This is a genomic window from Acinetobacter sp. AKBS16 (genome assembly GCF_002899995.1).
Taxonomy (GTDB): domain Bacteria; phylum Pseudomonadota; class Gammaproteobacteria; order Pseudomonadales; family Moraxellaceae; genus Acinetobacter; species Acinetobacter baumannii.
The window spans coordinates 1-25495 of record NZ_POYH01000041.1; the positions used below are offsets into that span (position 1 = coordinate 1).

Annotated in this window: 23 protein-coding genes, 1 tRNA gene and 2 pseudogenes; 9 read left to right on the forward strand and 17 right to left on the reverse strand. The window is 38.7% G+C overall.

Features of this window, described 5'->3' with window-relative positions:
• The coding region (locus tag C1642_RS06350; protein ID WP_146035315.1) for an IS3 family transposase at positions 1–85 on the forward strand (85 nt) is incomplete at its 5' end.
• A 288-nt stretch (positions 86–373) separates the two neighbouring features.
• Here C1642_RS06350 and C1642_RS06355 read toward each other — a convergent pair.
• From C1642_RS06355 to C1642_RS06375, 5 genes and pseudogenes are all read right to left on the reverse strand, one after another.
• Positions 374–1063, reverse strand: a complete 690-nt coding sequence (locus C1642_RS06355; protein ID WP_000157165.1) for a hypothetical protein — start codon at positions 1061–1063, stop codon at positions 374–376.
• A 198-nt stretch (positions 1064–1261) separates the two neighbouring features.
• Complete coding sequence (locus C1642_RS06360; protein WP_103236083.1) at positions 1262–1624, reverse strand: CorA family divalent cation transporter; 363 nt, start codon at positions 1622–1624, stop codon at positions 1262–1264.
• Between the two features lie 275 nt (positions 1625–1899).
• A complete protein-coding gene (locus C1642_RS06365) occupies positions 1900–2832 on the reverse strand; it encodes a lauroyl acyltransferase (RefSeq protein WP_103236084.1) in 933 nt (310 codons plus the stop codon).
• Between the two features lie 130 nt (positions 2833–2962).
• Positions 2963–4310 (reverse strand): annotated as a pseudogene (locus C1642_RS06370) (EAL domain-containing protein).
• 506 nt (positions 4311–4816) lie between these two features.
• Positions 4817–5674: an EamA family transporter gene (locus tag C1642_RS06375; RefSeq protein ID WP_103236085.1), complete on the reverse strand. Its 858-nt coding sequence runs from the start codon at positions 5672–5674 to the stop codon at positions 4817–4819.
• Positions 5675–5792: 118 nt separating this feature from the next.
• Between C1642_RS06375 and C1642_RS06380 the strand changes: the two genes are divergently transcribed.
• The 6 genes from C1642_RS06380 (at position 5793) to C1642_RS06405 (ending at position 12104) form a co-directional block, all read left to right on the forward strand.
• Positions 5793–6260, forward strand: coding sequence for an Lrp/AsnC family transcriptional regulator (locus C1642_RS06380; RefSeq protein ID WP_001290077.1), 468 nt, complete (start codon positions 5793–5795; stop codon positions 6258–6260).
• Positions 6261–6534: 274 nt separating this feature from the next.
• Positions 6535–9180, forward strand: a complete 2646-nt coding sequence (gene mutS, locus C1642_RS06385) for a DNA mismatch repair protein MutS (RefSeq protein ID WP_103236086.1) — start codon at positions 6535–6537, stop codon at positions 9178–9180.
• A 64-nt stretch (positions 9181–9244) separates the two neighbouring features.
• On the forward strand, positions 9245–9775 hold the full coding sequence (locus C1642_RS06390) for a GNAT family N-acetyltransferase (RefSeq protein ID WP_103236088.1): 531 nt from the start codon (positions 9245–9247) through the stop codon (positions 9773–9775).
• 345 nt (positions 9776–10120) lie between these two features.
• The gene (gene fdxA, locus C1642_RS06395) at positions 10121–10444 is read left to right on the forward strand and encodes a ferredoxin FdxA (RefSeq protein WP_000144889.1); all 324 of its coding nucleotides are present in this window, start codon (positions 10121–10123) and stop codon (positions 10442–10444) included.
• Between the two features lie 129 nt (positions 10445–10573).
• Positions 10574–11296 carry a D-Ala-D-Ala carboxypeptidase family metallohydrolase gene (locus tag C1642_RS06400; RefSeq protein ID WP_001986294.1) on the forward strand — a complete coding sequence of 241 codons (723 nt, stop codon included), beginning with the start codon at positions 10574–10576 and terminating at the stop codon, positions 11294–11296.
• Between the two features lie 139 nt (positions 11297–11435).
• A complete protein-coding gene (locus C1642_RS06405; protein WP_001186837.1) occupies positions 11436–12104 on the forward strand; it encodes an O-methyltransferase in 669 nt (222 codons plus the stop codon).
• Positions 12105–12220: 116 nt separating this feature from the next.
• Here C1642_RS06405 and C1642_RS06410 read toward each other — a convergent pair whose 3' ends face one another.
• The 11 genes and pseudogenes from C1642_RS06410 to C1642_RS06460 form a co-directional block, all read right to left on the reverse strand.
• Positions 12221–13063, reverse strand: a complete 843-nt coding sequence (locus C1642_RS06410; RefSeq protein WP_001082436.1) for a universal stress protein — start codon at positions 13061–13063, stop codon at positions 12221–12223.
• 155 nt (positions 13064–13218) lie between these two features.
• Positions 13219–13830, reverse strand: a complete 612-nt coding sequence (locus tag C1642_RS06415; RefSeq protein WP_000132356.1) for a chloramphenicol acetyltransferase CAT — start codon at positions 13828–13830, stop codon at positions 13219–13221.
• Positions 13823–14422, reverse strand: coding sequence for an IMPACT family protein (locus C1642_RS06420; RefSeq protein ID WP_079548359.1), 600 nt, complete (start codon positions 14420–14422; stop codon positions 13823–13825). Before C1642_RS06420 ends, C1642_RS06415 begins: the two co-directional genes overlap by 8 nt.
• A gap of 92 nt (positions 14423–14514) precedes the next feature.
• Positions 14515–15705: an HlyD family type I secretion periplasmic adaptor subunit gene (locus C1642_RS06425; protein ID WP_000003555.1), complete on the reverse strand. Its 1191-nt coding sequence runs from the start codon at positions 15703–15705 to the stop codon at positions 14515–14517.
• Positions 15702–17835 (reverse strand): annotated as a pseudogene (locus tag C1642_RS06430) (type I secretion system permease/ATPase). The gene C1642_RS06425 and the pseudogene C1642_RS06430 overlap by 4 nt, the downstream one beginning before the upstream one ends.
• Positions 17832–19298 carry a TolC family protein gene (locus C1642_RS06435; protein WP_000927323.1) on the reverse strand — a complete coding sequence of 489 codons (1467 nt, stop codon included), beginning with the start codon at positions 19296–19298 and terminating at the stop codon, positions 17832–17834. Before C1642_RS06435 ends, C1642_RS06430 begins: the two are co-directional and overlap by 4 nt.
• A 274-nt stretch (positions 19299–19572) precedes the next feature.
• Positions 19573–20319 (reverse strand): LPS export ABC transporter ATP-binding protein, encoded by a 747-nt coding sequence (lptB, locus tag C1642_RS06440; protein WP_001183458.1) that lies wholly within the window; start codon positions 20317–20319, stop codon positions 19573–19575.
• A complete protein-coding gene (gene lptA, locus C1642_RS06445) occupies positions 20319–20867 on the reverse strand; it encodes a lipopolysaccharide transport periplasmic protein LptA (RefSeq protein ID WP_000554244.1) in 549 nt (182 codons plus the stop codon). Before lptA ends, lptB begins: the two co-directional genes overlap by 1 nt.
• The gene (lptC, locus tag C1642_RS06450) at positions 20851–21399 is read right to left on the reverse strand and encodes an LPS export ABC transporter periplasmic protein LptC (protein WP_000381220.1); all 549 of its coding nucleotides are present in this window, start codon (positions 21397–21399) and stop codon (positions 20851–20853) included. The genes lptA and lptC overlap by 17 nt, the downstream gene beginning before the upstream one ends.
• Positions 21400–21436: 37 nt before the next feature.
• The gene (locus tag C1642_RS06455; protein ID WP_000179337.1) at positions 21437–21976 is read right to left on the reverse strand and encodes a KdsC family phosphatase; all 540 of its coding nucleotides are present in this window, start codon (positions 21974–21976) and stop codon (positions 21437–21439) included.
• 3 nt (positions 21977–21979) lie between these two features.
• The gene (locus tag C1642_RS06460; protein WP_001133556.1) at positions 21980–22957 is read right to left on the reverse strand and encodes a KpsF/GutQ family sugar-phosphate isomerase; all 978 of its coding nucleotides are present in this window, start codon (positions 22955–22957) and stop codon (positions 21980–21982) included.
• Positions 22958–23170: 213 nt separating this feature from the next.
• Here C1642_RS06460 and cysS point away from each other — a divergent pair, with 213 nt between their 5' ends.
• Together cysS and C1642_RS06470 are read left to right on the forward strand one after the other, a co-directional pair.
• Positions 23171–24592, forward strand: coding sequence for a cysteine--tRNA ligase (gene cysS, locus C1642_RS06465; protein WP_102759803.1), 1422 nt, complete (start codon positions 23171–23173; stop codon positions 24590–24592).
• A 63-nt stretch (positions 24593–24655) separates the two neighbouring features.
• Positions 24656–24731, forward strand: a tRNA-Gly gene (locus tag C1642_RS06470).
• Between the two features lie 361 nt (positions 24732–25092).
• Here the strand turns inward: C1642_RS06470 and C1642_RS06475 are convergent.
• The coding region (locus tag C1642_RS06475; protein WP_103236087.1) for a hypothetical protein at positions 25093–25495 on the reverse strand (403 nt) is incomplete at its 5' end.

Below are 25495 nucleotides of genomic sequence, written 5' to 3' on the forward strand. Positions count from 1 at the left end.
TTATTATAATCATGAGAGAATCAAGGTGAAGCTACAAGGTTTATCCCCTGTACAATATAGAAACCAGTTTATAAAAACTGCTTAACTAACTGTCCAACTTTATGGGGGCAGATCATTCCGCCGCAGAGGGGGCACGTAGGGATGCCCACAAAAAAGAGAGACTTTTTCGTGTGCTTTGGGTAAATACGGCCTGCTAAAACCGACTGGCAATGTGGCCAGCAGGCAAAGGATAGTGCTCTGCCCTATTACAGTCAAGCACACAAAATGACATTTGTTTTAAAATAGATCATTAAAAAGTAAAGATAAATAATTAAAATTTATTGTTCATTTGGGATTTATATAAAAATCCTTTTCACTTGGAAATTACTTATAATTATTTTTTAGAACTTCTGAATTTTGGGTTTGAAGTTTTTTCTAAAACAACCACTTTACCTGTACCTAACCCGCGAAAAAAATAATTAATGATATATAAGAATAACAAGCCAAAATAAAAAATCGGGAAAATACTAAAGACAGTTGTTACTATTTCCCAAAACATCACCCCGATTCTGTAATTATAACTAAATGCTATAAGTCCACCTCTACGTCTAGGTCTTTGCTGAGTAATATCATCCTCAATAAAGTGAATAATTCCCATGACAAAACACCCAGCAAAGGTACTTGAGACTAAAGTCTTTTTAACTAGAGGCTTTTCTAACCAACGGTATTTTTTTGAAGATTCAAATTCGGCTTTGAAAAAGAATTTATAGATTTCCTCTTGATAAGCTTTATTAATTCCATATTTTCTAATAAAAAAATAACATATAACACAACCAACAATAAACATGACTATGGTTATATAAAGGCTGTAAAGAATCGTAAAAAACGGTAATGGCCCTTTCGTACCAATAGTCACATGCATAATTTGTGTGATGTATTGATATATTTCGTACTGCCATTCGTTTTTAGGATAAGTAGGAAATACAAATAAAGGAATAATAAAAAGAATAGAACATATAGCTATACTCCCTTTGTTCTCTTTAATTTTCCGTGCAAGCGTAGAAAGAAAGTTTTTAGAGGCCATATCTATATTTTACAATTTGGAATCATATGTTTAGCTTTATAAAACTCATCAAAAGCTTTTTAAAATATTCATAAAAAGCCATGCATTTTATTTAATATCTTGCGAGCAAACTTTACTTTATGTTTTAAATGAAATCAAAAAGAATTAATAGAAGGAAATATACGCTCATCTTTTTAAAATACTTTTTATTGTGCCCTTTTATATTCGGAAAGAGCACATTCTGGATATAAAATAGCGTAACCAACCTTTGTATTTAATATATGCTAAAGGTATTATCTCTGCTGCTAAAGTAAGTATCATACAATATAAAAAACCGTGCTCCCAAGATAATTTAGGCATTACAGCAAAGTCCATCCCATAAAATGTACCTACCAATGTTAGTGGTAAAAACACAGCAGTAATAATAGTAAAGACCTTAACAATTTGGTTTTGTTTAATATTCATCATATTCGTGACAGCATTCTGAAGATATCTAACTTTTTCATACTCAAATGACGCGTATTTCTTAACTTCCACAACGTCACAAGCTAGTTTAGATACTAAAATCTGCGGTTCTACCAAATCACTATCAAATGATGGTGGTAGAACGAAGGCGGGTTGACAGACCAGTCATCTAGAAACCGGCACGCACAAGGCGTCCCACCTCCGTCCTACCGCTACGAAGGTTAGTAGCCAAGCCCCATACAGTCAAGCACACAAAATGACATTTGTTTTAAAATAGATCATTAAAAATTAAGGATAAATAATTAAAATTTATTATTAATTTGGGATTTATAAAGTCTCGGTTTAAAGGCCTTTAAATCTCTCAGTTGACTGTATAAAAAGGCATAACAAAATCAGTAAAACTTCGCTTCACCAGCAGGACGAGTTTTAAACCTTCTATGAAACCACATGTATTGTGTTGGGGCGATCCGAATCTGGTTTTCAATAATTTTATTGACGCGTTCAGCATCATTCACTTCGCATTCGCTAGGAAAGTTTTCAAGTTTAGGTTCTACCAGTACGTTGTATTGAGGATCTCGAATATCCCCGCTTCTGTAAAAATATAAAGGTATTGCAACAGCGTTTGAAATATCCATGAGTCTTCGATGTGCCGTGACTGTTGCTGCCTGTATTCCAAAGAATGAAGCCATAACACCTTGCTTTAAACCAAAGTCCTGATCAGGGCTATACCAGATTGCATGACTATTTTTGAGTTTTTCAATTAAGCTACGCATGTTGTCTTTTGCAATCTGATTTTTATAAACCCTAGCGCGACTACGATGAATGAGGAAATCCATGAAAGGATTATTTTGAGGTCTATACACCACATCCATATCAAAAAATAGCGTACATGCAGCACCTCCGGCATCAAGTAATGTGCTATGCGTGCCTAACAGCAGAATACCGCGATCCCGATTGTCATTTAGATGTTCCAAGCCTTCTATATGAACTCTTTTTTTAAACCATGCAGGACAATACCAAGCATTTAAGGCTTCAAATATACCAATCATCGTATCGGTAAAAACCGACTTAGCCTTGGCCTCAATTTGCTCAGGTGTTTTTTCCGGAAAACATGCACCTAAATTTCTTAAAGTCGTTTTCCTTCTAGAACCCAATAGTGTCCAAGCAATTTTTGAAAATAGTTTTGCTAAGCGCCACTGGATTGCCCAAGGCAAGTACGCAAGAAACATTAGAATAAAAGCTGTGAACCAGATACCCCAATATTTTAATGATAGAAAGGAAAATTGAAATTGCCCTGATTGATACTGCGCTTCAGGTTTCGTCATATTGTAAATATCTAGAGGTATAGAAATTCATCCTAACACACTCGCACTCTACATACGTTTGTAAAGTGTGTCTTAATATTAGGCTCAATCTAGCAAACTACTGCTAAACAGTACTGGTGAGTGCTCCGATTTATTCTTTATCGGTCTTGATGGGCAATTGCTTGATAAAGTCATTTAAAGACATTGGACAGCCCCATAAATAGCCCTGAAACTCGGTACAACCATTACTTTTAAAAGCACTAAACTGTTCAGCCGTTTCTATTCCTTCTACCAACACGCGAAGGTTTAAATCTAGGCCAATTTTAATTATACCCGTCACTAATTTATTGCTGCGTTTATCATCTAAAGCTGCCTGTACAAAGCTGCGATCAATTTTAATTTGTTTAATTGGCATTTTTTGTAAATAGCTTAACGATGAATACCCTGTGCCAAAGTCATCAAGTGAAAGCTGAATACCATGCTTAGACAAGAAGTGCATTTTTTCGATCATGCTCGCACAATTATTTAAAGCAATATTTTCAGTAATTTCTAATATGAGCCGAGAGGGATTGAAGTCATACCGCTGAACCAGACCAATCACAGTGTGCTCAAAGTTAGATTGCATAAAATGATCAGCACTAATATTGATTGAAAGCGTAAGATCTTTGGTCTCTTCTTTTTTACTCCAGTCTTGTAAAACTTGGCAGGCTTGGTCCAATACCCACTCGCCGATCTCTGGCATTAACCCAAAAGTTGCCGCTGCCGGAATAAACTCTTTTGTTGGAATATACCCTAAAACCGTGATGCCATCTTAACAAGGCTTCCGCACCAATCAGTTTTTCTGACGAATTAACTTGGGGCTGATAAAAAAGCTCAAATTGTTGCTTGGTGAGTGCCAAACGTAGATTGTGCTCCATACTGCTTTCTATTTGTATTTCTAATTGCATGGTATAAATTGAAATACAAATCATAAGTGTGGCGACACAAGTGGCTATCCACCCACCATGATCACGAATATCTTCTGATAAAGGTATGGCACTATCGAGAGTAAAAGAGCTTCCACTAAAAAATATAAAGCAGCCAATCGAAAGTAAAATTAAAACAATTTGTAAGAAGCTTGGCTCTCTACGGTAATTCAAATACCCCAATATCGCTCCGGCAGGTAAAAACAAATGGGCCACTCGAGGGCGATCAGGCGTAGCAACATCGAAAAATAAGCAAAAGACAACTGGAAAAACCAGTAGAACCGCTTGTGATAAAAGTATCCCTGCCGAAATACGGTTTATATAAATAAGAAAAAAGCTAAATATGGAAATTAGTGTGAAACAGATATCCATATAAACAATCACCCACATTTGGGCAAATGCAAAATATATAGTCCAAAACAAGCAAAAAATAATACAAATAAAGATATTTGCTTTGGCTGCGATTGTAAGCTGCTGGTCCTTTAGGGAGCGGTAATTTTTCTTGTGTTTTTTAAAGTAAGACGAAGTTATCATAAATAAACCAACCGTAAATATTTCTTTAAAGGACCCCAGCCAGCTTGGTCATTGATACTCCATTTCAATATTTACCAATAAAACGTAATCGTTTCTCCCATTGTGATTTGTACTTATTATTTTGAGTTCAAGTTTCAACCATCTTAATGGTATAGCCCGATTAGGTCACTTGAACGATACTGCTTTTTAAACACTCTATAATTTTAAAGTATCATGACTTAACGATACATGCCTATGACTCTCAGGTACAGCCTTTAAGTGCAGAAAAATTAGTGAATTACAATTTTTGCATTAAATATTTTTATTATTTAGATTCATCAATAGGAACATTTAAAATAATGCACATGTGTGCTTAATTATGCTGCTAATGACCAAGTTGTGAGCTTTGTTGTTCTGAGATTGGAGCTAAAAGCTAAAGAAGCCATGAGATACCCATCTCATATTTTTGATCGGTCTATCTCATGTTTACCAGAAATATTTATTTTTAATAATATAGAAGTCTCAGCTTATACCTTATTACGTTTATAAGAAAAATAAGAGCAACCTGCACACGATGCCATAATAATTGTTATGCCTAGAACCTGAAAACTATTTAATCGTTCATCTAAAATCAGCCATCCAGCCAAAGCGCTGACTGCGGGTGACGCACTTAGTAAAATCCCAAAAACTCGAGGATGCAGTTTTTTCATGGCAATCATATCTAATATAAATGGAATAGCACTTGCTAGCATCGCCATAAGTAAACATGTAAAAAGAATCTTATAACTATCAAAAATATGGATAATGTGAGATGCACCTAAAGGTGTTGCAAATAAAGCCGCTATAAACATTCCAGTCGCAACAGAGCTACCACCACCTTGTGCAACTTTTGAGCCATAAATCACATACAGTCCCCAACCCACTGCAGCTAATAAAGCATACGTCATGCCAATAAAACTAAAGTTATTATTGGCATTGCCCATAGGTAGAAGAAGCAAACCAATAATAGATAATCCACCCCAAAAATAATCTAATTTATTTTTAGACATTAAAATAGCAACCGTAAGTGGTCCTAACACTTCGATGGAAATCGCAATCCCAACAGACATGTAAGAAAAAGCTTTATAAACCAATGTATTCATTAAAGTGAGGATTGATCCATAAATAATTAGATTTTTCCAATTGGTCTGTTTATTCCACTGTCGCCATGGTTTGACTATCCATAAGAAACAGGCCGATAAGGCAAGTCGAGCTAAGGTGACTCCTTCAGCAGTAAGAATCGGAAAAAGGACTTTTGCTATTGCTGCGCCGATCTGTACAGAAACTAAAGATAAAAATGCGGCTGCAAATGCCATGCCTTGCTTGGAGTTTGTCTCAATCATCATATTTACCGCTCTGGGAATGATTGAAATTTTAATTCTCTATAATCAATATATTTCTTCTATTTTTCACGGTAAAACGATTAAATAACTCTATATTTAACATTTAATGAGAGATTTACTCATGTCAGAGATTTCTTTAGATAATTTTGATTATGCGATCTTAAGAATACTGCAAAAAGACAATAAAACTTCCCATCGAGAAATTTCTGAAAAAATCGGTCTATCCGCTGCATCTGTACAAAGGCGTATAACTCGGATGGAAGAAAAACAAATCATCCTAAAAAATTGCGCTATCTTAAATCCTCTCAAATTTGGTGAAAAAATTACTTCCATTATTGAGGTCCGCCTTAGCGAAGACCGTTCAGTAGTTATGGACAGAGCGAAGCTATACTTTGCTTCTGTTGAAGAAATTCAACAGTGCTACTTCGTGAATGGAGGAGTTTCATTTATAATTATCATGCTGAGCAATAACTTATCTCATTTTGAAAGTTTAGTTAGAAAACATTTCGCTGATAATGAAGACGTGAAAACTTATAGAACACTCATTGTTTTAGATCGCGTAAAAGTAAACTTTGAGTTGAATATTTAAATTTTTCAATCCTTGGCTTAAAAGACCCAATTGCTCTATTTTTATGTCTTGCTACATTCAACCTCTATTTCAATGCTTGATCACTTTTTTTCGTTAACTCAAATTTGTTACCATTGCACCACTGGAATGGTCTGAAGTCACTTTATACTAGGGATGCTGATTCTAAAGTTCATCCAGTTGTTGTACTTTTCTTGAATTACATTCATTTTTTAAAGACTTGAAATTGGTTAATAAACCAAAAGTAGATTTTTCGTTTTTTAAGGGTTTATTACGCATGAATAGCGCTGAAATCATGGCTGATCTCTCCAACCACACTCCAATGATGCAGCAATATCTCAAAGTCAAAAAAGACTATCAACATGCGTTGCTGTTTTATCGTATGGGCGACTTTTATGAATTGTTCTTTGAAGACGCGCATTTAGCAGCCAAACTTTTAGGTATTACCTTAACCCATCGGGGTAAAGCAAATGGCAACCCGATTCCAATGGCAGGTGTTCCCTACCATTCAGCCGAAGGTTATTTGGCGCGTTTAGTAAAAGCCGGCCGAACTGTAGCTATTTGTGAGCAAGTCGGCGAAGTTACTGGCAAAGGCCCGGTTGAACGCAAAGTTGTTCGTATTCTTACACCGGGTACTTTAACCGACGACGCACTACTTACAAGTTATCAATCGTCTAACCTTGTTGCGCTATGTATCCATCAAAACCAGATCGGTTTTGCTTTACTCGACTTAAGTGCGGGTATTTTTAAAGTTCAACAACAAGACTACAAACCGGAACAACTTCCAATTGAACTGGCTCGCCTCATGCCAAGTGAAATTTTGATTGATGAAGATCTGGTTGACACGAATATTATCGAACAAATTAAAAAGCATTTAGATTGCCCTGTAACCAAGCGCCCAAATGTCGATTTTAATTTAAACAATGCGCAAAAAACCTTATGTGACCAGTTCTCTGTATCAACACTCTCTGGTTTCGGACTAGACCCGTTACCTTTGGCTAAAGCCGCCGCGGCAGCACTTATTCACTATGCCAAAGAAACTCAAAAAACGGCGTTACCTCATATCCGTTCAATTCTTTTAGAACAAAGTTCTGACTTTATTGCGCTCGACCCAATCACGCGCCGTAACTTAGAAATTATTGAACCTTTGTTTGAGCATGGAACTTCTTTATTTCAGCTTGTGAACGATTGCCAAACCGCAATGGGTGGACGTTTACTTAGCCGAACACTCATGCAACCTGTTCGTGATACAGCATTACTTGATGCACGTTTAGATGCGATTGAGCAATTGATTCAAGGCTACCATGAAAGCCCTGTTCGTCTGGTACTTAAAGAAATTGGTGATATTGAACGTGTTCTTAGTCGTGTGGCGCTGGGTAGTGCGCGACCACGTGATTTAGTTCAACTTCGTCATGCTTGCGCGCAAATTCCATTTTTAAGAAATGCTTTAGCACCTGTTGTACAAGCAAAGAAATCTAAGTTATTAGGACAGCTCGATCAGGAATTGGGTGACTTTAAAGCGCTTCATCAACATTTAATGGCTGCGATTGTTGAAAATCCGCCTGTATTACTTCGTGATGGCAATGTAATTGCAGAAGGCTATGATGCTGAACTTGATGAATTACGTCAAATTCGTGATCATGCAGGTCAATTCCTCATCGATTTAGAAATAAAAGAGCGTGAACGTACTGGTATTAGCACCTTAAAAATCGGTTATAACCGTGTGAGTGGTTACTACATTGAGCTGACTCGCGCTCAAGCCGAGCAAGCCCCTGCCGATTATATTCGCCGTCAAACCTTAAAGAATGCTGAGCGCTACATTACGCCTGAACTAAAAAGTTTTGAAGATAAAGTTTTATCCAGTGAGTCGCGTGCATTAGCTCGTGAAAAAGCGTTATTTGAAGCTTTACTTGAAAACCTTCGTGAAAATATTGCTCACCTACAAATGATGAGTTCAGCAATCGCGCAAATTGATGTAATTGCAAACTTTGCTCATCAAGCGCGTTTAAACAATTGGGCACGCCCTGAATTTACACCAGAAACCGGTATTAAGATTCAAGGTGGCCGCCATCCTGTAGTTGAAGCGTTAAGTAAAGCGCCATTTACACCAAATGATACTTTCCTTGATGTACAGCACCGTATGGCAATTATTACCGGTCCAAACATGGGCGGTAAGTCTACCTTTATGCGCCAAACAGCATTAATCAGTTTGCTTGCTTACTGCGGTAGTTACGTTCCGGCACGAGCTGCCAAACTTGGCCCGATTGACCGTATTTTTACCCGTATTGGTTCAGCCGACGACTTATCGACAGGCAAATCGACCTTTATGGTTGAGATGACTGAAACTTCACAAATCTTGCACCATGCGACGAATCAATCGCTTGTGTTAATGGATGAAGTTGGTCGCGGAACCAGTACCTACGATGGTCTTTCTTTAGCTTGGGCTTGTGTGGTTGATTTAACCAAACGCGTTAAATGTCTTTGCTTGTTTGCGACCCACTATTTCGAATTAACAGAGTTGGGTAGCGAACCTGGTATTGATAACTACCATGTCACTGCTCAAGAGTTAAACGGTAATCTCATTTTATTGCATAAAGTCCAACAAGGACCAGCAAGCCAAAGTCATGGTTTACAAGTTGCAAAATTAGCCGGTATTCCAGCTAATGTGATTAAAGAAGCTCAGAAGCGTTTACGTATTTTAGAGAAGCAACAACAGCAGCACTTACAAACTAGTGTTCAAAGTGATTTGTTTGCAACTTTAGATTCAGAAGTTACCCCAAGCACTCAAGTTATAGAGAAAGTGATTGAAGTTGAAGTCTCTTCACCTGCCCTCGATTTACTTAAGCAAATCGAAGTAGACAACCTGACTCCTCGTCAGGCACTTGAACAGCTTTATGAGCTAAAAGCAGCGCTTAATTCATAATCACTCATTGAGCAAACATGTGTATAGGCATGTTTGCTCTTACTTTAAGGAGAATAAAATTTCTATTTTCTTAAGGCCACTACAATACACAGAGATCGATTTAATTTGGCAACAGATTAATCGTCGTGAACTGATTACCCAACTCTACTTACAAAAGCAAGAACACTTAGAATTAACAGATTGTTTTTATGATGTTAAACATTGGGATGCTTATCATTTAGAAAATGATCCGCCCAAATTAAAAGAATTCTATGAACAAGGTGCTTTATTTATCGGTGCTTTTGATGCGTCTGAACAGTTGGCTGGCATTAGTGTAGTCTCGAATCAGACTATTACTGATTATCCCAATGCAAAATTACTGCAATATTTTTATGTCGATGCCGATCAACAAGGCAAAGGTATTGGTGCAAAGCTGATGCAAGCGGCAAAAGAATCGGCCAAGCAATTGGAAGCCCATCAACTTTATATTTCAGCTACGCCAAGTAAGCGTACAGTAGATTTCTATATAAAGCATGGCGCGGTCGTATTAAAGCACCCAGATCGTCAATTATGGGAACTTGAACCAGAAGACATCCATTTACTTTGTACACTTTAAGCTCATTACTTGACGATTTTTTTGTATATCAATTCAGCATAGAGGCAAAATTTAAAAGTAAATGTTGTAGTTGAGGTGTCTGCCTAAACAGATACCTTGACCCAAATGACATTAAAACTCATGACAAAAAAATTATTTAAACTATTGTTTTATAAAACTTATTATTACCCTGATTTTATAATTTAGCTCTTATTTAAGCTGAAACATTCTTTTGAATATCAATGTATTAACTTATCTTCATATGTATAAATAAACAATATCAATAAAAGCAATTGTTTGTTTACCCCTTTTTTGCCTAAAATAAGCTATTCGAAATGAAACCATATTTTTTAGGTAGCTGTCGCCATGACCTTTGTTGTCACTGAAAATTGTATTAAATGTAAATACCAAGATTGCGTAGAAGTTTGTCCTGTAGACTGTTTTTACGAAGGTCCGAATTTCCTAGTGATTAATCCGGATGAATGTATTGACTGTGCATTGTGTGAACCAGAATGCCCTGCAAATGCAATTTTCTCTGAAGATGAGCTACCAGAAGGTCAAGAAGTATTTATTGAATTAAATGCTGAACTTTCTCAAAAGTGGCCTAACATTACTCAAATTGGTGAACAACCTGCTGACCGCGAAGAATGGAACGGCAAACCAGATAAGTTACAGTATCTAGAAAAATAATTTCAAAAAGATCAGCAACCGCTGATCTTTTTTATACCCTATTCAAACATTTCATTGCAAATTCCTCGTAATTTGTGCACTGTTTTGCATTAAAATAGGCGCAATATTTATAAGCTTTTGATTTTTCTTATGCGGAAGTTTTTGCAGAGCATGCTGCCCCTATGCATAATCCCTGCGATTATGGTGGGTTGCGCCAGCTCTCCTCAACACACAACAACAGGCAAAACCTCTCCAAGCGGTAAGCGCATCTTTATTCCTCAAGAGCGCGTTATTATCGAACGTCCAATTCCACCTAAAGTTGAACCTGCTTCCTATCGCGCTTGGTTAAATACAGGCGATCATTATGAACGTGTACGCGAATATGAAAAATTTCTGGCGCGTCATGATGTGGCAGGTATCGTACCAAGTTTTGAATTATTAAGATCCGCTCGTGATTGGCAGAAGTGTGGCCGTTCAGAATATGCGGTACCTAACCGTGAACTTTGGAATAATTCTTTATCGACCTTACGTGTCTTTAAATATCTAATTGCCGCAAAAGTTTTAACCGACTTTGAGGTCACCTCGGTTTACCGAGACTTACCTTTAAATGAATGTGCGGGCGGCGCAAGCTCTTCTAAGCATTTGTTTAACTCTGCCATCGATTTTCGTATTGGACCAGAAGTTCCACAACCACAAGACTACGCTTTTATTGAAAATACGAAGTTTAAATTGTGTCAGTTCTGGGCTCAGCACGGACAAAGTTTAAATTTAGGTATTGGTTTATATAGTTCAGGACAAATCCATATTGATACTCAAGGCTATCGTACTTGGGGACCTGACTTAACCCGCAATACATCAATGTGTAATTTCTAAAATATATATCCCCTTATGCGCTTCAGTTTAAGGGGATTTGCTCATTCTATAATCAACCAAAATTTCTTGAATCGAAGATTTTTGCACTCTAGTCATAAACGTTTAAAATACGCCTATCAACATACAGGTAAATTTGACTATGCAGCAGATGTGGACAGACATTGACGAATATATCGATTCACATTTAATTCCCGAAGATCCTCGACTCGACTTTGCATTAAAAAATACCGACGAACACGGCTTTTCAAATCATCTTGCAGTTGCTCCAAATCAAGGAATGTTCTTGCAAATGCTCATTCAGATGAATAAATGCAAGCGTGTTTTAGAAATTGGGACCTTTGCTGCCTACAGTACAATCTGGTTAGGACGTGCACTGCCTGAAGATGGCTATTTGCTTACCATTGAAGGTCGTGATACTCATGCAGAAATGGCTCAAAAGAATATCGATCATGCCAACCTGCCTGTAAAAGTTGAGCTTAAATTAGGCCGTGCTGCCGATGTACTTTCCGCAATTGACCCTCAATCGATTGAGCCTTTTGATTTTATCTTTATCGATGCCGATAAACAGGGCTATCCGGAATATTTAGAACTCAGTCTCAAATTTTCAAAATCTGGCACTATTATTGTGCTAGATAATGTCATTCGTGCCGGTGATATTTTGAATCCTGAAAACAAAAAACCAAGTATTGAAGGCATTCGTGAAACCTTTAAAGCCCTAGAAAATCATCCGCAAATTTTGTCTTGCACAGCTTTACAAACGGTTGGCTCAAAAGGTCATGATGGTTTTGCAATTGCAATTGTGAAATAATGGTTAAAAAATCATCTTTTTCATTTTATTATTTATAATCAACAAATTACTTTTATTACCCCTGCTTTTCCATATAGTTATCCACAAGATTTGCGGATAACTATATGCAAATCTCATCATTTAGCCACAAGTAATGGTACAGTCGCGTTACGGAAAATCGTGGTTGCAATACTTCCCAAGAAGAACTGATGTATTTTGCTATGGCTAAATGCGCCGAGCACAATAATTTGAATGCCGTGTTCTTGTTGGTACTCTAGAATATTTTGCGCCACATCGCCGTATCTATAAACGGTCACTACATCTAGCCCCGCTTGTTTCAAGTAATGCTCTGGTTCATTCAATATTTCAGGATGGTCACCGACATAAACTAAATGGCACTGTAAAGTCCGTAATAAGTCACTTTGCGCAATACGGCGCATCATCTTTTGGCATGTCGGAGAGTATTCATAAGCAAAAATAAAACGTGTCGGTACTTTAAAGTTTTCACCAATGGTCAAAACCGTACAATTTGCACCGCGGATAAAGTTTTCAACATTGCTGCCAATCGGTTTATGTTTTTCGGCGGCTCTTTCACCCACCCGCCCCAAAATCACAATATCGTTTTCGTGTAAGAGATTAAAACTTTGCTCTAGAAAATCCCCTTTTTCCTGAATTTTTGAGCAAGTAATTCCGTGTTTTTCTTTAATTAAGTCAGAGATATGTCTGAGTAAATTATTGCTGTAATCTAAAGCGAGTTCACTTTGTTTTTGCTCTAATTCAGCTAACTCTTTAAGCAACATTGCATTGCTTTCAAAGCCGATTACGCCACTAATTTCACCAAGGTGATAACTTGCCGGGTAGTAATCTAGAATTTGTAATAATACAAGCTCTCGTCCAGTTGCTTTCGCAACCCAAGCCGCTGCATCTGCAATAGCATTAATACAAGGTGATGAGTCAATACACGCAATAACACGGTTCATTTTTGCCTCTCTTCTTCAGGTCTATTTGCCTTGGAGATTTTTCTATAACTTAGCTTTAACTTAACATAGATAAAAATCCGTATGTTAAGGTTTATGTATTAAAATCCACTTTTTTGTTTAAAGATCAAACATTTTATTACATTCTTGAGACTGCATTATTCTCTTAAACGGATAAATTTTGCTGGGTTTCCTCCCACAATATGGTACGGCTCCACATCCTTTGTCACCATACTATTCATGCCAACTACAGCATGTTTTCCAATTTTAATCCCGTCTTTAATTCCGACATGTGCACCTAACCAAACATCTTTTTCAATTTCGATACCCTGTGAGCGAACAGGCTGTTGGTAAAGTGGACGGTCGAGTTGCATGCCATGATCAAATGCATAGAGATGACAATAAGCAGCAATACGAACTTGATCATGTAGTTTTATGCCTGCTCGACCACCATCTAAAATACAGTGGTGGTTAATTGCAACCTCATTACCAATCTCAAGCGGTCCATGCAAACTACAATCTGCCGCAATAAAACAATTATCACCAATCTTAATTTTCCGTCCCGGCTCGGCAAAAATATGGGCTAACGGTGAAATAAAACAGTTCTCTCCGATCTCGACCGTTTCCATATCCATTAAATAAGCCTGATATTCTTTTTGCCATTCTTCCGCCCAAACACGGTGTTTGGGTTTCAATGTCCAATATAGCCATGGCATATAATTTAAACGGTGTTTATGTTGCTCGCGGTACTTGAGTAAAGAATCAGTCATCAGTCAATTCCTCCTCAACTTTTAATTCTTCGCGACCACGAGTCACATCTCGTAGTTTTAAAGCGAGTGGTTCAATTTGGTGAACCTGTAGTCTCGCTTCAATATCGACACCTGTTGCAGTATAGCTTTCCTGATATTCAATTTGCTGCTGTGTCAGTTCATACTGAAAGATGGCCCATTCATTAAAATGACAAGAAAAATGAATCGTTTTCTTGGCAATCAGTTCAATACGTTCAGCTAACAATAATAATTGTCCGGCACAACCACCATACGCCCGAACAAGGCCACCAGTTCCCAGTTTTATACCGCCATACCAGCGGTTCACCATGACAATAATATTAGTCAGGTCATTTCCTTCAATAGTTGCCAGAATTGGACGTCCCGCTGTACCAGATGGTTCCCCATCATCATTAAAGCGAACGTTATGCCCAATTTTCCATGCCCAACATTGATGTGTGGTCGAGATATCTTTATTTAATTCTAAAAACTCTTTCACTTGCTGTTCATTTTCTACTGGCGCAGCAATCGCCTGAAATCTACTTTTTTTAATTTCTTCTTCAAAAGTAACGGGTGATGCAATCGTAAAAGCCATAAATGAAATAAAGCATAATAAAAATCAAATTATAACGTGAATTTAATAGAAGCAAACCTATAAAAAAGCCCCGAATTTCGGGGCTTTTTTTCTTATCTTTCTCTTAATGCTTCTTTGGCTTTATTAAATGGTTTAAGTAAGTAATCCAGTACAGTCTTCTCACCAGTACGAATATCTACAGTTGCCACCATACCCGGTGTAATACCGAATGCTTTACCTTCTTTATTGTAAAGCTTGTCGGAGTCAGTTCGGATATAAACACGATAATAGAATTGATCCTGTTTCACTTCATCGCGAATGGTATCTGGAGAAATAACCGTAACCTTACCTTTTAAACCACCATAAATTGAGTAGTCATAAGCAGTGATCTTAACCAAAGCTTCTTGACCAGGACGAATGAACGCAATGTCACGAGGCAAAATACGGGCTTCAATTAATAACTGTTCATCAATTGGCACGATGGTCATTAACTTACCGTTTTGTGGAATCACACCGCCATGCGTTGTCACTGTAATTTCTTTTACCACACCGCGCACAGGAGCTTTAAATACGGCACGTTGTAAACTGTCATTACGGCCCATGACAACTTGTTGTTGAGTTTGCGTGTCAGTATTTGCTTTAGATAACTCTTCACGTGCCTTAACGTAGTATTGGTTACGTGCATCGTTCATCTTGTTTTGCAAATCATTTGCTTCACGGCGTAAGCGTAAAACCTCAACCTCACTTGCCGCACCTTTGGCAACCAAAGGCTCTGTCATGGCCAATTCTTGCTGAACCAATTGTAAAGCCTGTCTTAATCCTGAAAGTGTTTGTTCAAGATCGGCTCTGCGTGATTCATACAAAGCAGTCTCTTCATGAACAAGCTTCGGATCTTGTGCAACTATTTCAGGGAAAACCAGTGGTGTACCGTTCACTTCCGCACGTAAACGTGCTGCTGTGGCTTGAGCTGCAATTAATAAAGATCTCGACTCGCCCACATTTGAAGCAAAACGGGTTGGGTCAAGCTGAGCAAGAATTTGCCCTTTTTGGACAATATCGCCTTCTTGTACATTTAGCTTAGTTAAAATACCGCCCTCTAAAGACTGGATGACCTGTTCTTTAGATGATGGGATAACCTTACCTGTACCGGTCGAAACTTCTTCAAGCTTAAAAAACCATGCCCAGATAAAGAAAATAACCAAACCAATGCCCACAATCCAGATGACTAAACTGGCACGTGGTAATGGTGGTTCACTATAAGATACATTCATTGAACGGGTAAGTTCTTGTTGTTGTTCGCTCATGAATTGCCCCCTTGGCTCACTTGTTTTTGTTGGGCTGTAGATTGATTAAGTACCTGATCTCGTGGTCCATCCATCACGATTTTGCCTTCATTGACAACAATAATACGGTCCACCAGTTCAAGAACAGCTCGGCGGTGGGTCGCCACAACCAACGTTCGGTGTGCTAACCATCCTTTGAGATGATCAATTNTCTGCAACATCATCAATGGCTGCTGTCGGCTCATCAAGCAATAAAATATTCGGTTGACGAATCAATAAACGCGCCAGCAATAAAGCTTGCTTTTGACCACCAGAGAAACCAACGCCTCCTTCTAAAACCAAGTAATCCAAGCCTTCTTTTTTCTCTTGAACAAAAGATAAAGCACCTGTTACCACCAATGCACGAAGAATGTCTTCATCTGTTGCAAGCGGTGCACCTAAAGTCAGGTTTTCACGGATTGTTCCGTAGAATAAATGTGCATTCTGGTTGAGTAACCCCATATCTCGGCGCACATCTGATGGATCAATTAAGGAAAGATCGAGTCCATCTAAATGCACAGCTCCCTGAGTTGGAACCTGCATACCGGATAAAAGCTGAAGCAATGTCGACTTACCAGCACCATTACGACCCAAAATCGCAATTTTTTCTCCGGCGCGAATTTTTAAATGGCGAATCGCAAGACTTGGTCTCGGATCTTCTTCTCCATATTGGAACAAGATATTTTTTAATTCATAGTCGCCATTTAAAACAGCTTTGTGTACCAGATGTGAACGGTCGGCCTGATCAATCGGACGCTGCATGAGCTCATCTAAACTTTGCTTAGCAACTTTTGCCTGTTGTAGACGACCTAATACGCCCGTAATCTGGGCAATTGGCCCTAACATACGCGAAGATAAAATTGAACATGCGACTAACGCACCTGTGGTCATTTCACCGTCCATTACCGCAAAACAGCCCACTAACACCACAATGGCATAAGTTAAACCCTGAACCATTTGGGTCCAAGCCATTAAGGTACCCACAATTTTACGCTGTCTCATACCAATGTCGGCTGAGACTTCATTCATATGGTTCCATTGGTTTTGGAAACGTGATTCAGCACGTAAGAGCTTAATGTCTTCAATACCTTGCACCGCTTCTACCAAAATTGCGTTACGAATTGAAGATTCTCTCATACCCTCTTGTGCAAGTTGAGCTAGCTTCTTCTGTACCAAAATACCCGGCAAGATCATAAGTGGCACAACAAGTAGCATTACCCAGAACAGTTTTCCACCAATAATGGCAAAAATTACTAAGAACAGGAAAAAGAACGGAAAATCGGCAATCGCACTAATTGTAGTTGAGGTGACCAGTTCACGAACGCCTTCGAGTTCACGAATCTGGGAAATAAAACTACCTGTAGATTTCGAGCGATCTTTATTTTTAATTCTTAAGGCATGGCCAAATACACGATCCGACACACGTAAATCAGCACGTTTACCAATAATATCGGATAAATATACTCGTGAAACGCGTAAGGTAAACTCAAAAAGAGCGGCAATCAGTACACCACCTGCCAAAACCCATAAAGTTGGAATTGACTGGGATGGAACCACGCGGTCATACACTTGCATCGAGAAAATAATGGTTGCCAGTGCCAGCACATTGGCAATCAGCGAGGCAAACATAATATCAACGTAGCGTTTCCAGTCTCTTAAAACGATTGACCAGAACCAGTTGGCTTCATAAGGTTTGATATATTCGTCAATACGTGCATCTGGTATAGACGTTTCAGGACGCAAGATATAGACATTTTTAAGTGTAGTTTTTAAAGCGTCTAAAGATAAACTTTGCGAAAGGCCCTGATCTCCACTGAACTGGATACTCACATTTCCTTGTGTATCGGCCTTATCGATTACACCGACCTGGCCATCATTAAACTCCACCATGACAGGTAAACGCCATGGGTTGAGTAAGTCTAAGGAAAATGGTGCCTTACGAAGATTCAGACCGACTTGACGTGTCATTAACTGCAAGACGTTATCTAAATTCTGATTTTGGTTCCAATCAAGTTGTAAACGAATTCTTTCTTCTGAAGGCTCTATTCGATAATGTTTAGCAATAGTTAAGACCGCCTGTAGCCAAGGCTGGTAATTTATTTTTGTCATCATGGTTGTACTTCGAACCCCTGAATTGAAATATTATTTAAGCCATAGGCTTGGCGGGAACGTCCTGTTGCTTCAATGTACTGAACAATGCTGCTATAAATGTCATAACGTGCTGATTCGAGTTCTGAGTTGGCACTATGAATAGCTTGTTCAGCATTTAATAAATCGACCAATGAACGCGTACCGAGCTTGTATTGCTCTTGATAGAGTTCACGTGTACGAACCGTTGTTGCTTGGCGACTTGCCAAAACCTGCATTTGACGCTGTTTATTTTCAATCTGTTCGCGACTTGTTCTAATTTGGTCCAGAACATCCATATACACCGAATTCACTTTGGCTTTTGCAGCTTCTTCGGCATAACTTGCCATTTTTACTTGTGAAGCGGTAGCACCGCCTTGGTAAAACTGACTGGTTGCTTCAAGCATGACTGAACTATACAAACCGTCATCTTTGTCGTTATTCGGGTTTTTACCATTAATCGCCTGACTTACCGAACCTTTCACAGCCAAGGTCGGATATCGGGTTAAACGGGTTTGTTGTTTTTGAGCTTTAGCAACTTCAACACCTGCCTGCGCGGCAATCATTTTTGGAATAGTATTAAACTCAGGTTCACCATAAAGATCAGATTGCTTCACGAGATCATCGGAAATAATCCATCCGGTATGACTAACATCTGCACCTAATAAAGTTCTTAAATGCTGTTGGTATTGACGTAATAATGATTGCTGAGCAATCAAAGCAGACTGCGCTGCCTGTAAGTATGACTGCGCCTGAATTGGGTCGGCTTGACTCGCGACACCAGCGTTTGCACGCAGGTTAGCAATTTCCTGAATACGTCGAATACCGGCGATTTGCTGCTCAGCAATTTTATTAAGCTGTAGATAACGCTGAATATTCACAATGGTCTGTGCAACATCCAAAGCTAGAGTATCAACGCTAACCAAGACGTTGGCTTGTTCAACCTGAACTTTCGCTTCTTCAACATCAACACCTGATTTGACTTTACCGAAGTCATAAAGCATTTGGGTAGCACTTAAGGTTAATAACTGCCGACCTCGTTCTCCACTGCTTAAATCACCAGTCGTAATCCCTCCTGAAAGCTGGGGATAGTAACCGGCTTTAGCAACGTCAACTCCTGAATTTTGACCTGCTAAAGTTGCAATAGATTGTGAAATATCGGGGCTACGCTGAATGGCAATTTTTACCGCATCTTGCAATGTCATCGTTCTAGATGGCAAGTTAGAAAAAGATGAAGCTCGATTATCATTAAGTTGAACAGTAGGAAATTCCTGCACAATAGAACGGTCTAGCTTAAAATTACTAAGCTTGTGCATTTTGGCAACTTTAAAGTCATCACTACTTTTAGGGACAAAAAGTTGTGACAAGTTCTCTTTCAGGGTGTGGTATTGCTCACTTGGCTTAGCAGCGTATATCACAACAGGTACATGTAGTGTACTTAAAAGCATAAGCCCTTTCAGGAAAGCCTGCTTTCTACATATCCCTCTTACTCTTCTTTGGTTATATCCAATCATGCTTATCTTGTTGATCTTGTTTGTTATCGTTTAAAAGCTTCTACATTCTACATAGTTTTTCACCTAAAGCAGCATAATTGATGGAATAAATCACACATTATTTTTTCATTAAATGATTGATATATGTATTTGTTTTTATTTATAAAATACTAAAAAATAAAAAAAGAGGCCTTGACCTCTTTTTAACCAAACAGATTAATGTCTTTAATTAAACTGTGAAATCATCACCTAAATAGACTTTACGTACCTGTTCATTGTCTAAAATTTCTTGTGGTGTGCCTTCGGCAATTACCGAGCCTTCACTTACAATATAAGCACGTTCACAGATTGCTAAAGTTTCACGAACATTGTGATCGGTAATGAGGACACCAATACCGCGATCCTTTAAGGTCTGGATAATATCTTTAATATCGCCTACTGAAATTGGGTCAACACCAGCGAACGGCTCATCCAGAAGCATAAATTTCGGATCTGCGGCCAAAGCACGTGCAATTTCTGCACGACGACGTTCACCACCCGATACACTCATTCCCAATGAATCTTTAATATGACTAATTTTAAAGTCATTTAATAACTCAGTAAGGCGCTGCTGACGTTGCTGTTTATTCAAATCTTTACGCGTCTCTAAGATCGACATAATATTTTCAGCAATCGTCAATTTTCTAAAGATAGAAGCTTCTTGAGGTAAATAACCAATACCCTTACGTGCACGTTCATGCATCGCTAGGTCTGACATATCCAAGTCATCAAGATGAATCTCACCTTTATCCATGCGCACTAGTCCAACCACCATATAGAAACTGGTGGTTTTTCCAGCGCCGTTAGGACCAAGCAAACCAACAATCTGTCCACTTTGCATACTAAAAGAGACGTCTTTGACAACCCAACGCTTACTATAGTTTTTTGCTAAGTGTTTAATACACAAAGTTTGCGGTTGTTGAAGAGCTTGCTGCATTAGTCACGCGCTCCTGGGAAACTTTTTGAACTTGAAGGTGGAATAATGATTTGTACACGGTTTGAAGAAGAACCTTGAGCTTCAACATCACCCTTATTCATACTATATTTCAGGGTGTTACCGCGAATACTTGAACCATCTTGGTATAAATATGCACCGCCAGACAAGGTAATAATGCCTGTATCTGCATTATAAACAATCGTTTGTCCTTCACCGCGTGCAATACCTTTATCAGCACTTATTTGTTGCTGAAACTTAGACGGTCTACCTTTAGCAGTGATCGTTTGAATTTCACGTTTAGAGTTTAGCGTAGCAACAATTGAGTCAGCCTGAAGCTTCATGGTGCCCTGCTCAATCACGACATTACCCGTATAAGTCGTCAAACCGGTTTTCTCATTATAAGTTGCACGGTCTGCCACTAATGAAATTTGTTGATTACGGTCAGACGGCAAAGCAAAAGTCGAAGCAGATGATAAAGCAACGAATGTAATTACCGCAGCTTGTTTTAGGAAAGCTGAAGAACGTTTTAAATTAAGACTTTGGTGCATACTTTCCTCGAATATTAAAAAATTCGTACTGACCATTATTCAAATTGGCTTTTAGTCCTTTGCTCACAAACTCGCCTTGTGGAGACTGAACTGTCACTTGATGATTAGTTTCAATGTCTCTAGTTTTTGGATAACCAGTTAATTCATCGGTTTGAAACTCAATGGTTCCTTGCGGTGCCAACTTAGTGGCTACCACGTCACCCGATAACACAACCTTTTGATTATCATCATATCCATAAGCTTGTTTAGCAAAGAATGTTGCATCAACTTTACCTAATTTATACATAGTGGCATTGAGTTGATCCAACTTTGACGTTTTTTGTTGCATATCCTGTTCAAGCTGACGAACTTCAGCACGAATATACAAATTGCCTTTGTCATCAGTTTGAGTCAAATGGACGCCCTGCGCCGAATAAGTCATATTCTTCGCCGAACCAATGTCCAGTTTTTTTGCCTTGCCACTATAGTAGTAGTAACCACCACTCACAGCAGCAACCACTACAGCAACAATATATAAAACTCTGGTATCCATGAGCAGGAATAGCCTACCTTTTTAAGTAATCTTGTTATTAATGCGGTACTGCAAGATATTTTTCAAGAAGTTCTTGGTAAATGCCTTTTGCGATCAGCAACATATCACAAACTTCACGCACAGCTCCACGGCCACCCATCGCCTGTGTTACCAAATCCGCACGACGGCGCACTTCCTCATGTCCGTTTGGAACAGTAACACTCATTCCGGCAATGGCAAATGCTGAAAGATCCGGCCAATCATCACCCATATATAAGCAATCTGAAGGCAGGATATTAAACTGTGCACACGCTTCACGTAGCGCCGAGCCTTTATCTTCACGGCCTTGGAAAACCAGATCGACACCTAAATCGGACATGCGTTTTTCAACGATATTACTTTTTCGTCCAGTAATAATGATGACTTTCATACCCGCTTGTTGCGCAAGTTTCATACCCAAACCATCACGAATGTCGAATGATTTAATTTCATCGCCCGTGTTGGTTAATGTCACAAAACCATCACTTAAAATACCATCAACATCCAGAACCAATGCCTGCAAATGACGTGCTTGTTCTAACAATGCATACGATGCCATTGATTAATTCACCCCTGCCTGAATAAGGTCATGCATACTAATTACACCAATCACTTTGTTCTGGTCATCGACTACCACAAACTGACTGATTTTTTTCTGGTTAAGTTGTTGTAAAGCTTCTACAGCTCGTGCTTCTTGAGAGATCGTTGACGGTTTCTTTGTCATCACTTCAGACACAGGTAAATTTACATCAAACCCTTGCTGTTTATCGATGAGACGACGTAAATCCCCATCTGTAAAAATACCAAGTAGATGGTCTTGTTCATCAACAATTGTTGTCAAGCCTAAACGCTTATTTGAAATCTCGTAAAGTACTTGATTCATTGGTGTATCAGGTGAAACTTTTGGTAACTCTTCGCCTGTATGCATTAAATGTTTTACATGTAACAGTAAACGCTTACCCAACGCACCCGCCGGATGCGAACGTGCAAAGTCATCAGCAGTAAAACCACGAGCTTCAAGTAAAGCAACTGCTAAAGCATCGCCTAAAACCAAAGTCGCTGTCGTACTTGAAGTAGGTGCTAAACCTAAAGGGCATGCTTCGTCAGACTCACCTAGAGTTAAAGCAATATCTGCATTTTGCGGCATTGGGCCTTTATCATCACGACTAATCGTAATAAGAGGTACACCAAGATGCTTAATGAGTGGCATCAACATCATGATTTCATCGCTTTTTCCTGAGTTGGAAATTGCAATAAGTACATCGCCACGAACCAGCATTCCTAAATCACCATGTCCTGCTTCACCAGGATGCATAAAGAAAGACGGCGTGCCTGTCGAAGCAAATGTCGCTGCCATTTTTCGGCCAATATGCCCAGATTTACCCATACCTGTGATCACAACACGACCTTTGCATTGTAATAATATTTCACAAGCACGATTAAAACGGTCATCAATTTGTGTTGCTAATACATCTATGGCTTGTTGCTCAATGCGCAATGTCGCTAATGCACTGCTTTGGAAATCTGTAGGATTAGGCATACGAGTTTGACTCAAAATAATTGATCTGATCTCTGGTTGAGATCGGTGATTTTAATCAAAAGATTTGGGGGCATTCTAGCATAACTCAATCAGTTACACGTTTTTAAATGTATAAGATTTCACAAGCTTATAAAATTCATGCATAAAACTTTGTTAAAAATGATGCATCAGTTATGATGTAACACTATTTTTGTTGAGTGTTTGAAAACCCTTATGCAACCGTTTGTTTTATATAACTCTGAGCAACGAAAAAAAGTTGAATTTGTACCTCGCAAAGAAGGTCACATCGATATGTACGTCTGCGGTATGACCGTTTACGACTACTGTCATATCGGGCATGCTCGAGTTATGGTTGCATTTGACTACATTATCCGTTTTTTGCGTAGTCAAGGCTGGAAAGTCCGCTACATTCGCAACATTACCGATATTGACGACAAAATCATCAAACGTGCGAATGAGAATGGTGAAACAATCCAACAGCTCACCACGCGTTTCATCGATGCCATGAATGAAGATGCAGCGAACTTAGGCTGTTTAGCACCAGATGAAGCACCTAAAGCGACTGAATATATCGACCAGATGCAAAACATGATTGGCAATCTGGTGAATAAAGGCGCTGCTTACCCTGCTTCAAACGGTGATGTTTATTTTGAAGTCACCAAATTTGAAAAATATGGTCGTCTCTCTGGCCGTAAGCTTGATGACATGCAAGCTGGTGCAAGTGAGCGTGTTGATGTAGAAGTTGAAAAGAAACATCCTTTTGACTTTGTACTTTGGAAACATGCAAAAGAAAATGAACCGTCTTGGGCATCTCCTTGGGGTAATGGCCGTCCGGGTTGGCACATTGAATGTTCTGCAATGTCGACTTGCTGCCTAGGCAATCACTTTGACATTCATGGTGGCGGTTCAGATTTAATGTTCCCGCACCATGAAAATGAAATTGCGCAAAGTGAAGCTTCGACTGGTGAGCAATATGTAAACTACTGGATGCATGTTGGTTTTATTAACGTTGATGGTGAAAAGATGTCTAAGTCTTTAGGCAACTTCTTTACGATTCGTGACGTAATGGAGAAATTCCATCCTGAAGTAATCCGCTACTTTATTGTGTCTTCACACTATCGTAGCCCTGTAAACTTCTCTGATGTGGCACTAAAAGAAGCAAAAACTTCTTTAACTCGTTTCTATCATTCATTTAAAGCTTATCAACAAGTGTACGGTCAAACGACAACTGAAACGCTTGATCAAAGCTTTATTGAACGCTTTAACAATGCAATGTGTGACGATTTCAATACTGCCGAAGTAATGGCGGTATTGTTTGAACTGAACAAAGAGTTAAACCGTGCTGTAAAAGAAGAGCAAGCTGACCAAGCGACTGTGCTTTATTCGACATTACGTCACCTCACTAATATTTTAGGTTTGGTACAACACAATGTAGACGATTTCTTAAAATCAGATATTGGACAAGATGCACTTGCTTTGTCTGATGCTGAAATTGAAGATTTCATTCAACAACGTGTTGATGCGAAAAAAGCAAAAGACTTTGCTAAAGCAGATAGTATTCGTCAGTCTTTACTTGAGCAAGGCGTAGTTCTTGAAGATACACGTCAAGGTACAGTTTGGCGTCGTGCTGATTAAACGCTCAATTAGATCACAAGAGTGTTGACACTTTAATGAAACACTCTATAATGTGCTCACATTGCGGGAATAGCTCAGTTGGTAGAGCATAACCTTGCCAAGGTTGGGGTCGCGAGTTCGAGTCTCGTTTCCCGCTCCAAAATTCAAAAACCACTTAATTCGAAAGAATTAGGTGGTTTTTTTATTGGCTGTTGATTAGCTTTGACTACTCAAAATAGTCAAAATTCGCATTAAAAAATGCTTTATATTTCCGTGCCCCTTTTGAACAGTACTATCAAGAAGAAGGCAGAAAAATGAATAGTGCCCGCTTAATTGTTCAAATACTTAAATGCCTAAAGAAAAAAGAATAATGAAAATATAATTAATATTTTATGATTAAACCCATCATTAAGTTTTTATTGATATTGAAATTAAAAAATGGCTTAAAATTAAAAATTAGGTTAAAAGTATATTATCGCAAAGTCTCCCCCATTGAGGAGACTTTCTAAGTATTAAATGACTTAAGGATGAATTTTTTTCAATCCATCTTCTACAGCAGATTTAGCGTCCTCCCACTGTAAGCGTGAACTGCCTTTAACTTGTTCCCATTTAGTTTTCAATTTAGATTCAACCTCGGAAAAATTAATTTCTGCATTATTATCTACACGATTTTCATAACCTAAACGATAAGCCGCCCGATAATCACGATCATATTCTAGATTCTTGTTTTCAGTATAATATGGCATTTTTTTATAGTTTTCTCGCCAATAATTATCTTCTTCTTGCCAGTCATTACTATCATCTTTTTGATTATTTGTTTGAGCTATATCATTACCTGCTATTGCCCCTACCACACCACCAATAATCCCCCCAACAACAGCACCTGGAGGGCCACCAACAACACCAAATGCAGCACCTACCGCC

What these genes read in the sequence shown, in the direction of transcription:
- C1642_RS06355 (WP_000157165.1), bottom strand. Translation starts at nt 1,063, where the DNA reads ATGGCCTCTAAAAACTTTCTTTCTACGCTTGCACGGAAAATTAAAGAG.
- C1642_RS06365 (WP_103236084.1), bottom strand. Translation starts at nt 2,832, where the DNA reads ATGACGAAACCTGAAGCGCAGTATCAATCAGGGCAATTTCAATTTTCC.
- C1642_RS06375 (WP_103236085.1), bottom strand. Translation starts at nt 5,674, where the DNA reads ATGATGATTGAGACAAACTCCAAGCAAGGCATGGCATTTGCAGCCGCA.
- C1642_RS06380 (WP_001290077.1), top strand. Translation starts at nt 5,793, where the DNA reads ATGTCAGAGATTTCTTTAGATAATTTTGATTATGCGATCTTAAGAATA.
- mutS (WP_103236086.1), top strand. Translation starts at nt 6,535, where the DNA reads ATGAATAGCGCTGAAATCATGGCTGATCTCTCCAACCACACTCCAATG.
- fdxA (WP_000144889.1), top strand. Translation starts at nt 10,121, where the DNA reads ATGACCTTTGTTGTCACTGAAAATTGTATTAAATGTAAATACCAAGAT.
- C1642_RS06400 (WP_001986294.1), top strand. Translation starts at nt 10,574, where the DNA reads ATGCGGAAGTTTTTGCAGAGCATGCTGCCCCTATGCATAATCCCTGCG.
- C1642_RS06405 (WP_001186837.1), top strand. Translation starts at nt 11,436, where the DNA reads ATGCAGCAGATGTGGACAGACATTGACGAATATATCGATTCACATTTA.
- C1642_RS06410 (WP_001082436.1), bottom strand. Translation starts at nt 13,063, where the DNA reads ATGAACCGTGTTATTGCGTGTATTGACTCATCACCTTGTATTAATGCT.
- C1642_RS06415 (WP_000132356.1), bottom strand. Translation starts at nt 13,830, where the DNA reads ATGACTGATTCTTTACTCAAGTACCGCGAGCAACATAAACACCGTTTA.
- C1642_RS06420 (WP_079548359.1), bottom strand. Translation starts at nt 14,422, where the DNA reads ATGGCTTTTACGATTGCATCACCCGTTACTTTTGAAGAAGAAATTAAA.
- C1642_RS06425 (WP_000003555.1), bottom strand. Translation starts at nt 15,705, where the DNA reads ATGAGCGAACAACAACAAGAACTTACCCGTTCAATGAATGTATCTTAT.
- C1642_RS06435 (WP_000927323.1), bottom strand. Translation starts at nt 19,298, where the DNA reads ATGCTTTTAAGTACACTACATGTACCTGTTGTGATATACGCTGCTAAG.
- lptB (WP_001183458.1), bottom strand. Translation starts at nt 20,319, where the DNA reads ATGCAGCAAGCTCTTCAACAACCGCAAACTTTGTGTATTAAACACTTA.
- lptA (WP_000554244.1), bottom strand. Translation starts at nt 20,867, where the DNA reads ATGCACCAAAGTCTTAATTTAAAACGTTCTTCAGCTTTCCTAAAACAA.
- lptC (WP_000381220.1), bottom strand. Translation starts at nt 21,399, where the DNA reads ATGGATACCAGAGTTTTATATATTGTTGCTGTAGTGGTTGCTGCTGTG.
- C1642_RS06455 (WP_000179337.1), bottom strand. Translation starts at nt 21,976, where the DNA reads ATGGCATCGTATGCATTGTTAGAACAAGCACGTCATTTGCAGGCATTG.
- C1642_RS06460 (WP_001133556.1), bottom strand. Translation starts at nt 22,957, where the DNA reads ATGCCTAATCCTACAGATTTCCAAAGCAGTGCATTAGCGACATTGCGC.
- cysS (WP_102759803.1), top strand. Translation starts at nt 23,171, where the DNA reads ATGCAACCGTTTGTTTTATATAACTCTGAGCAACGAAAAAAAGTTGAA.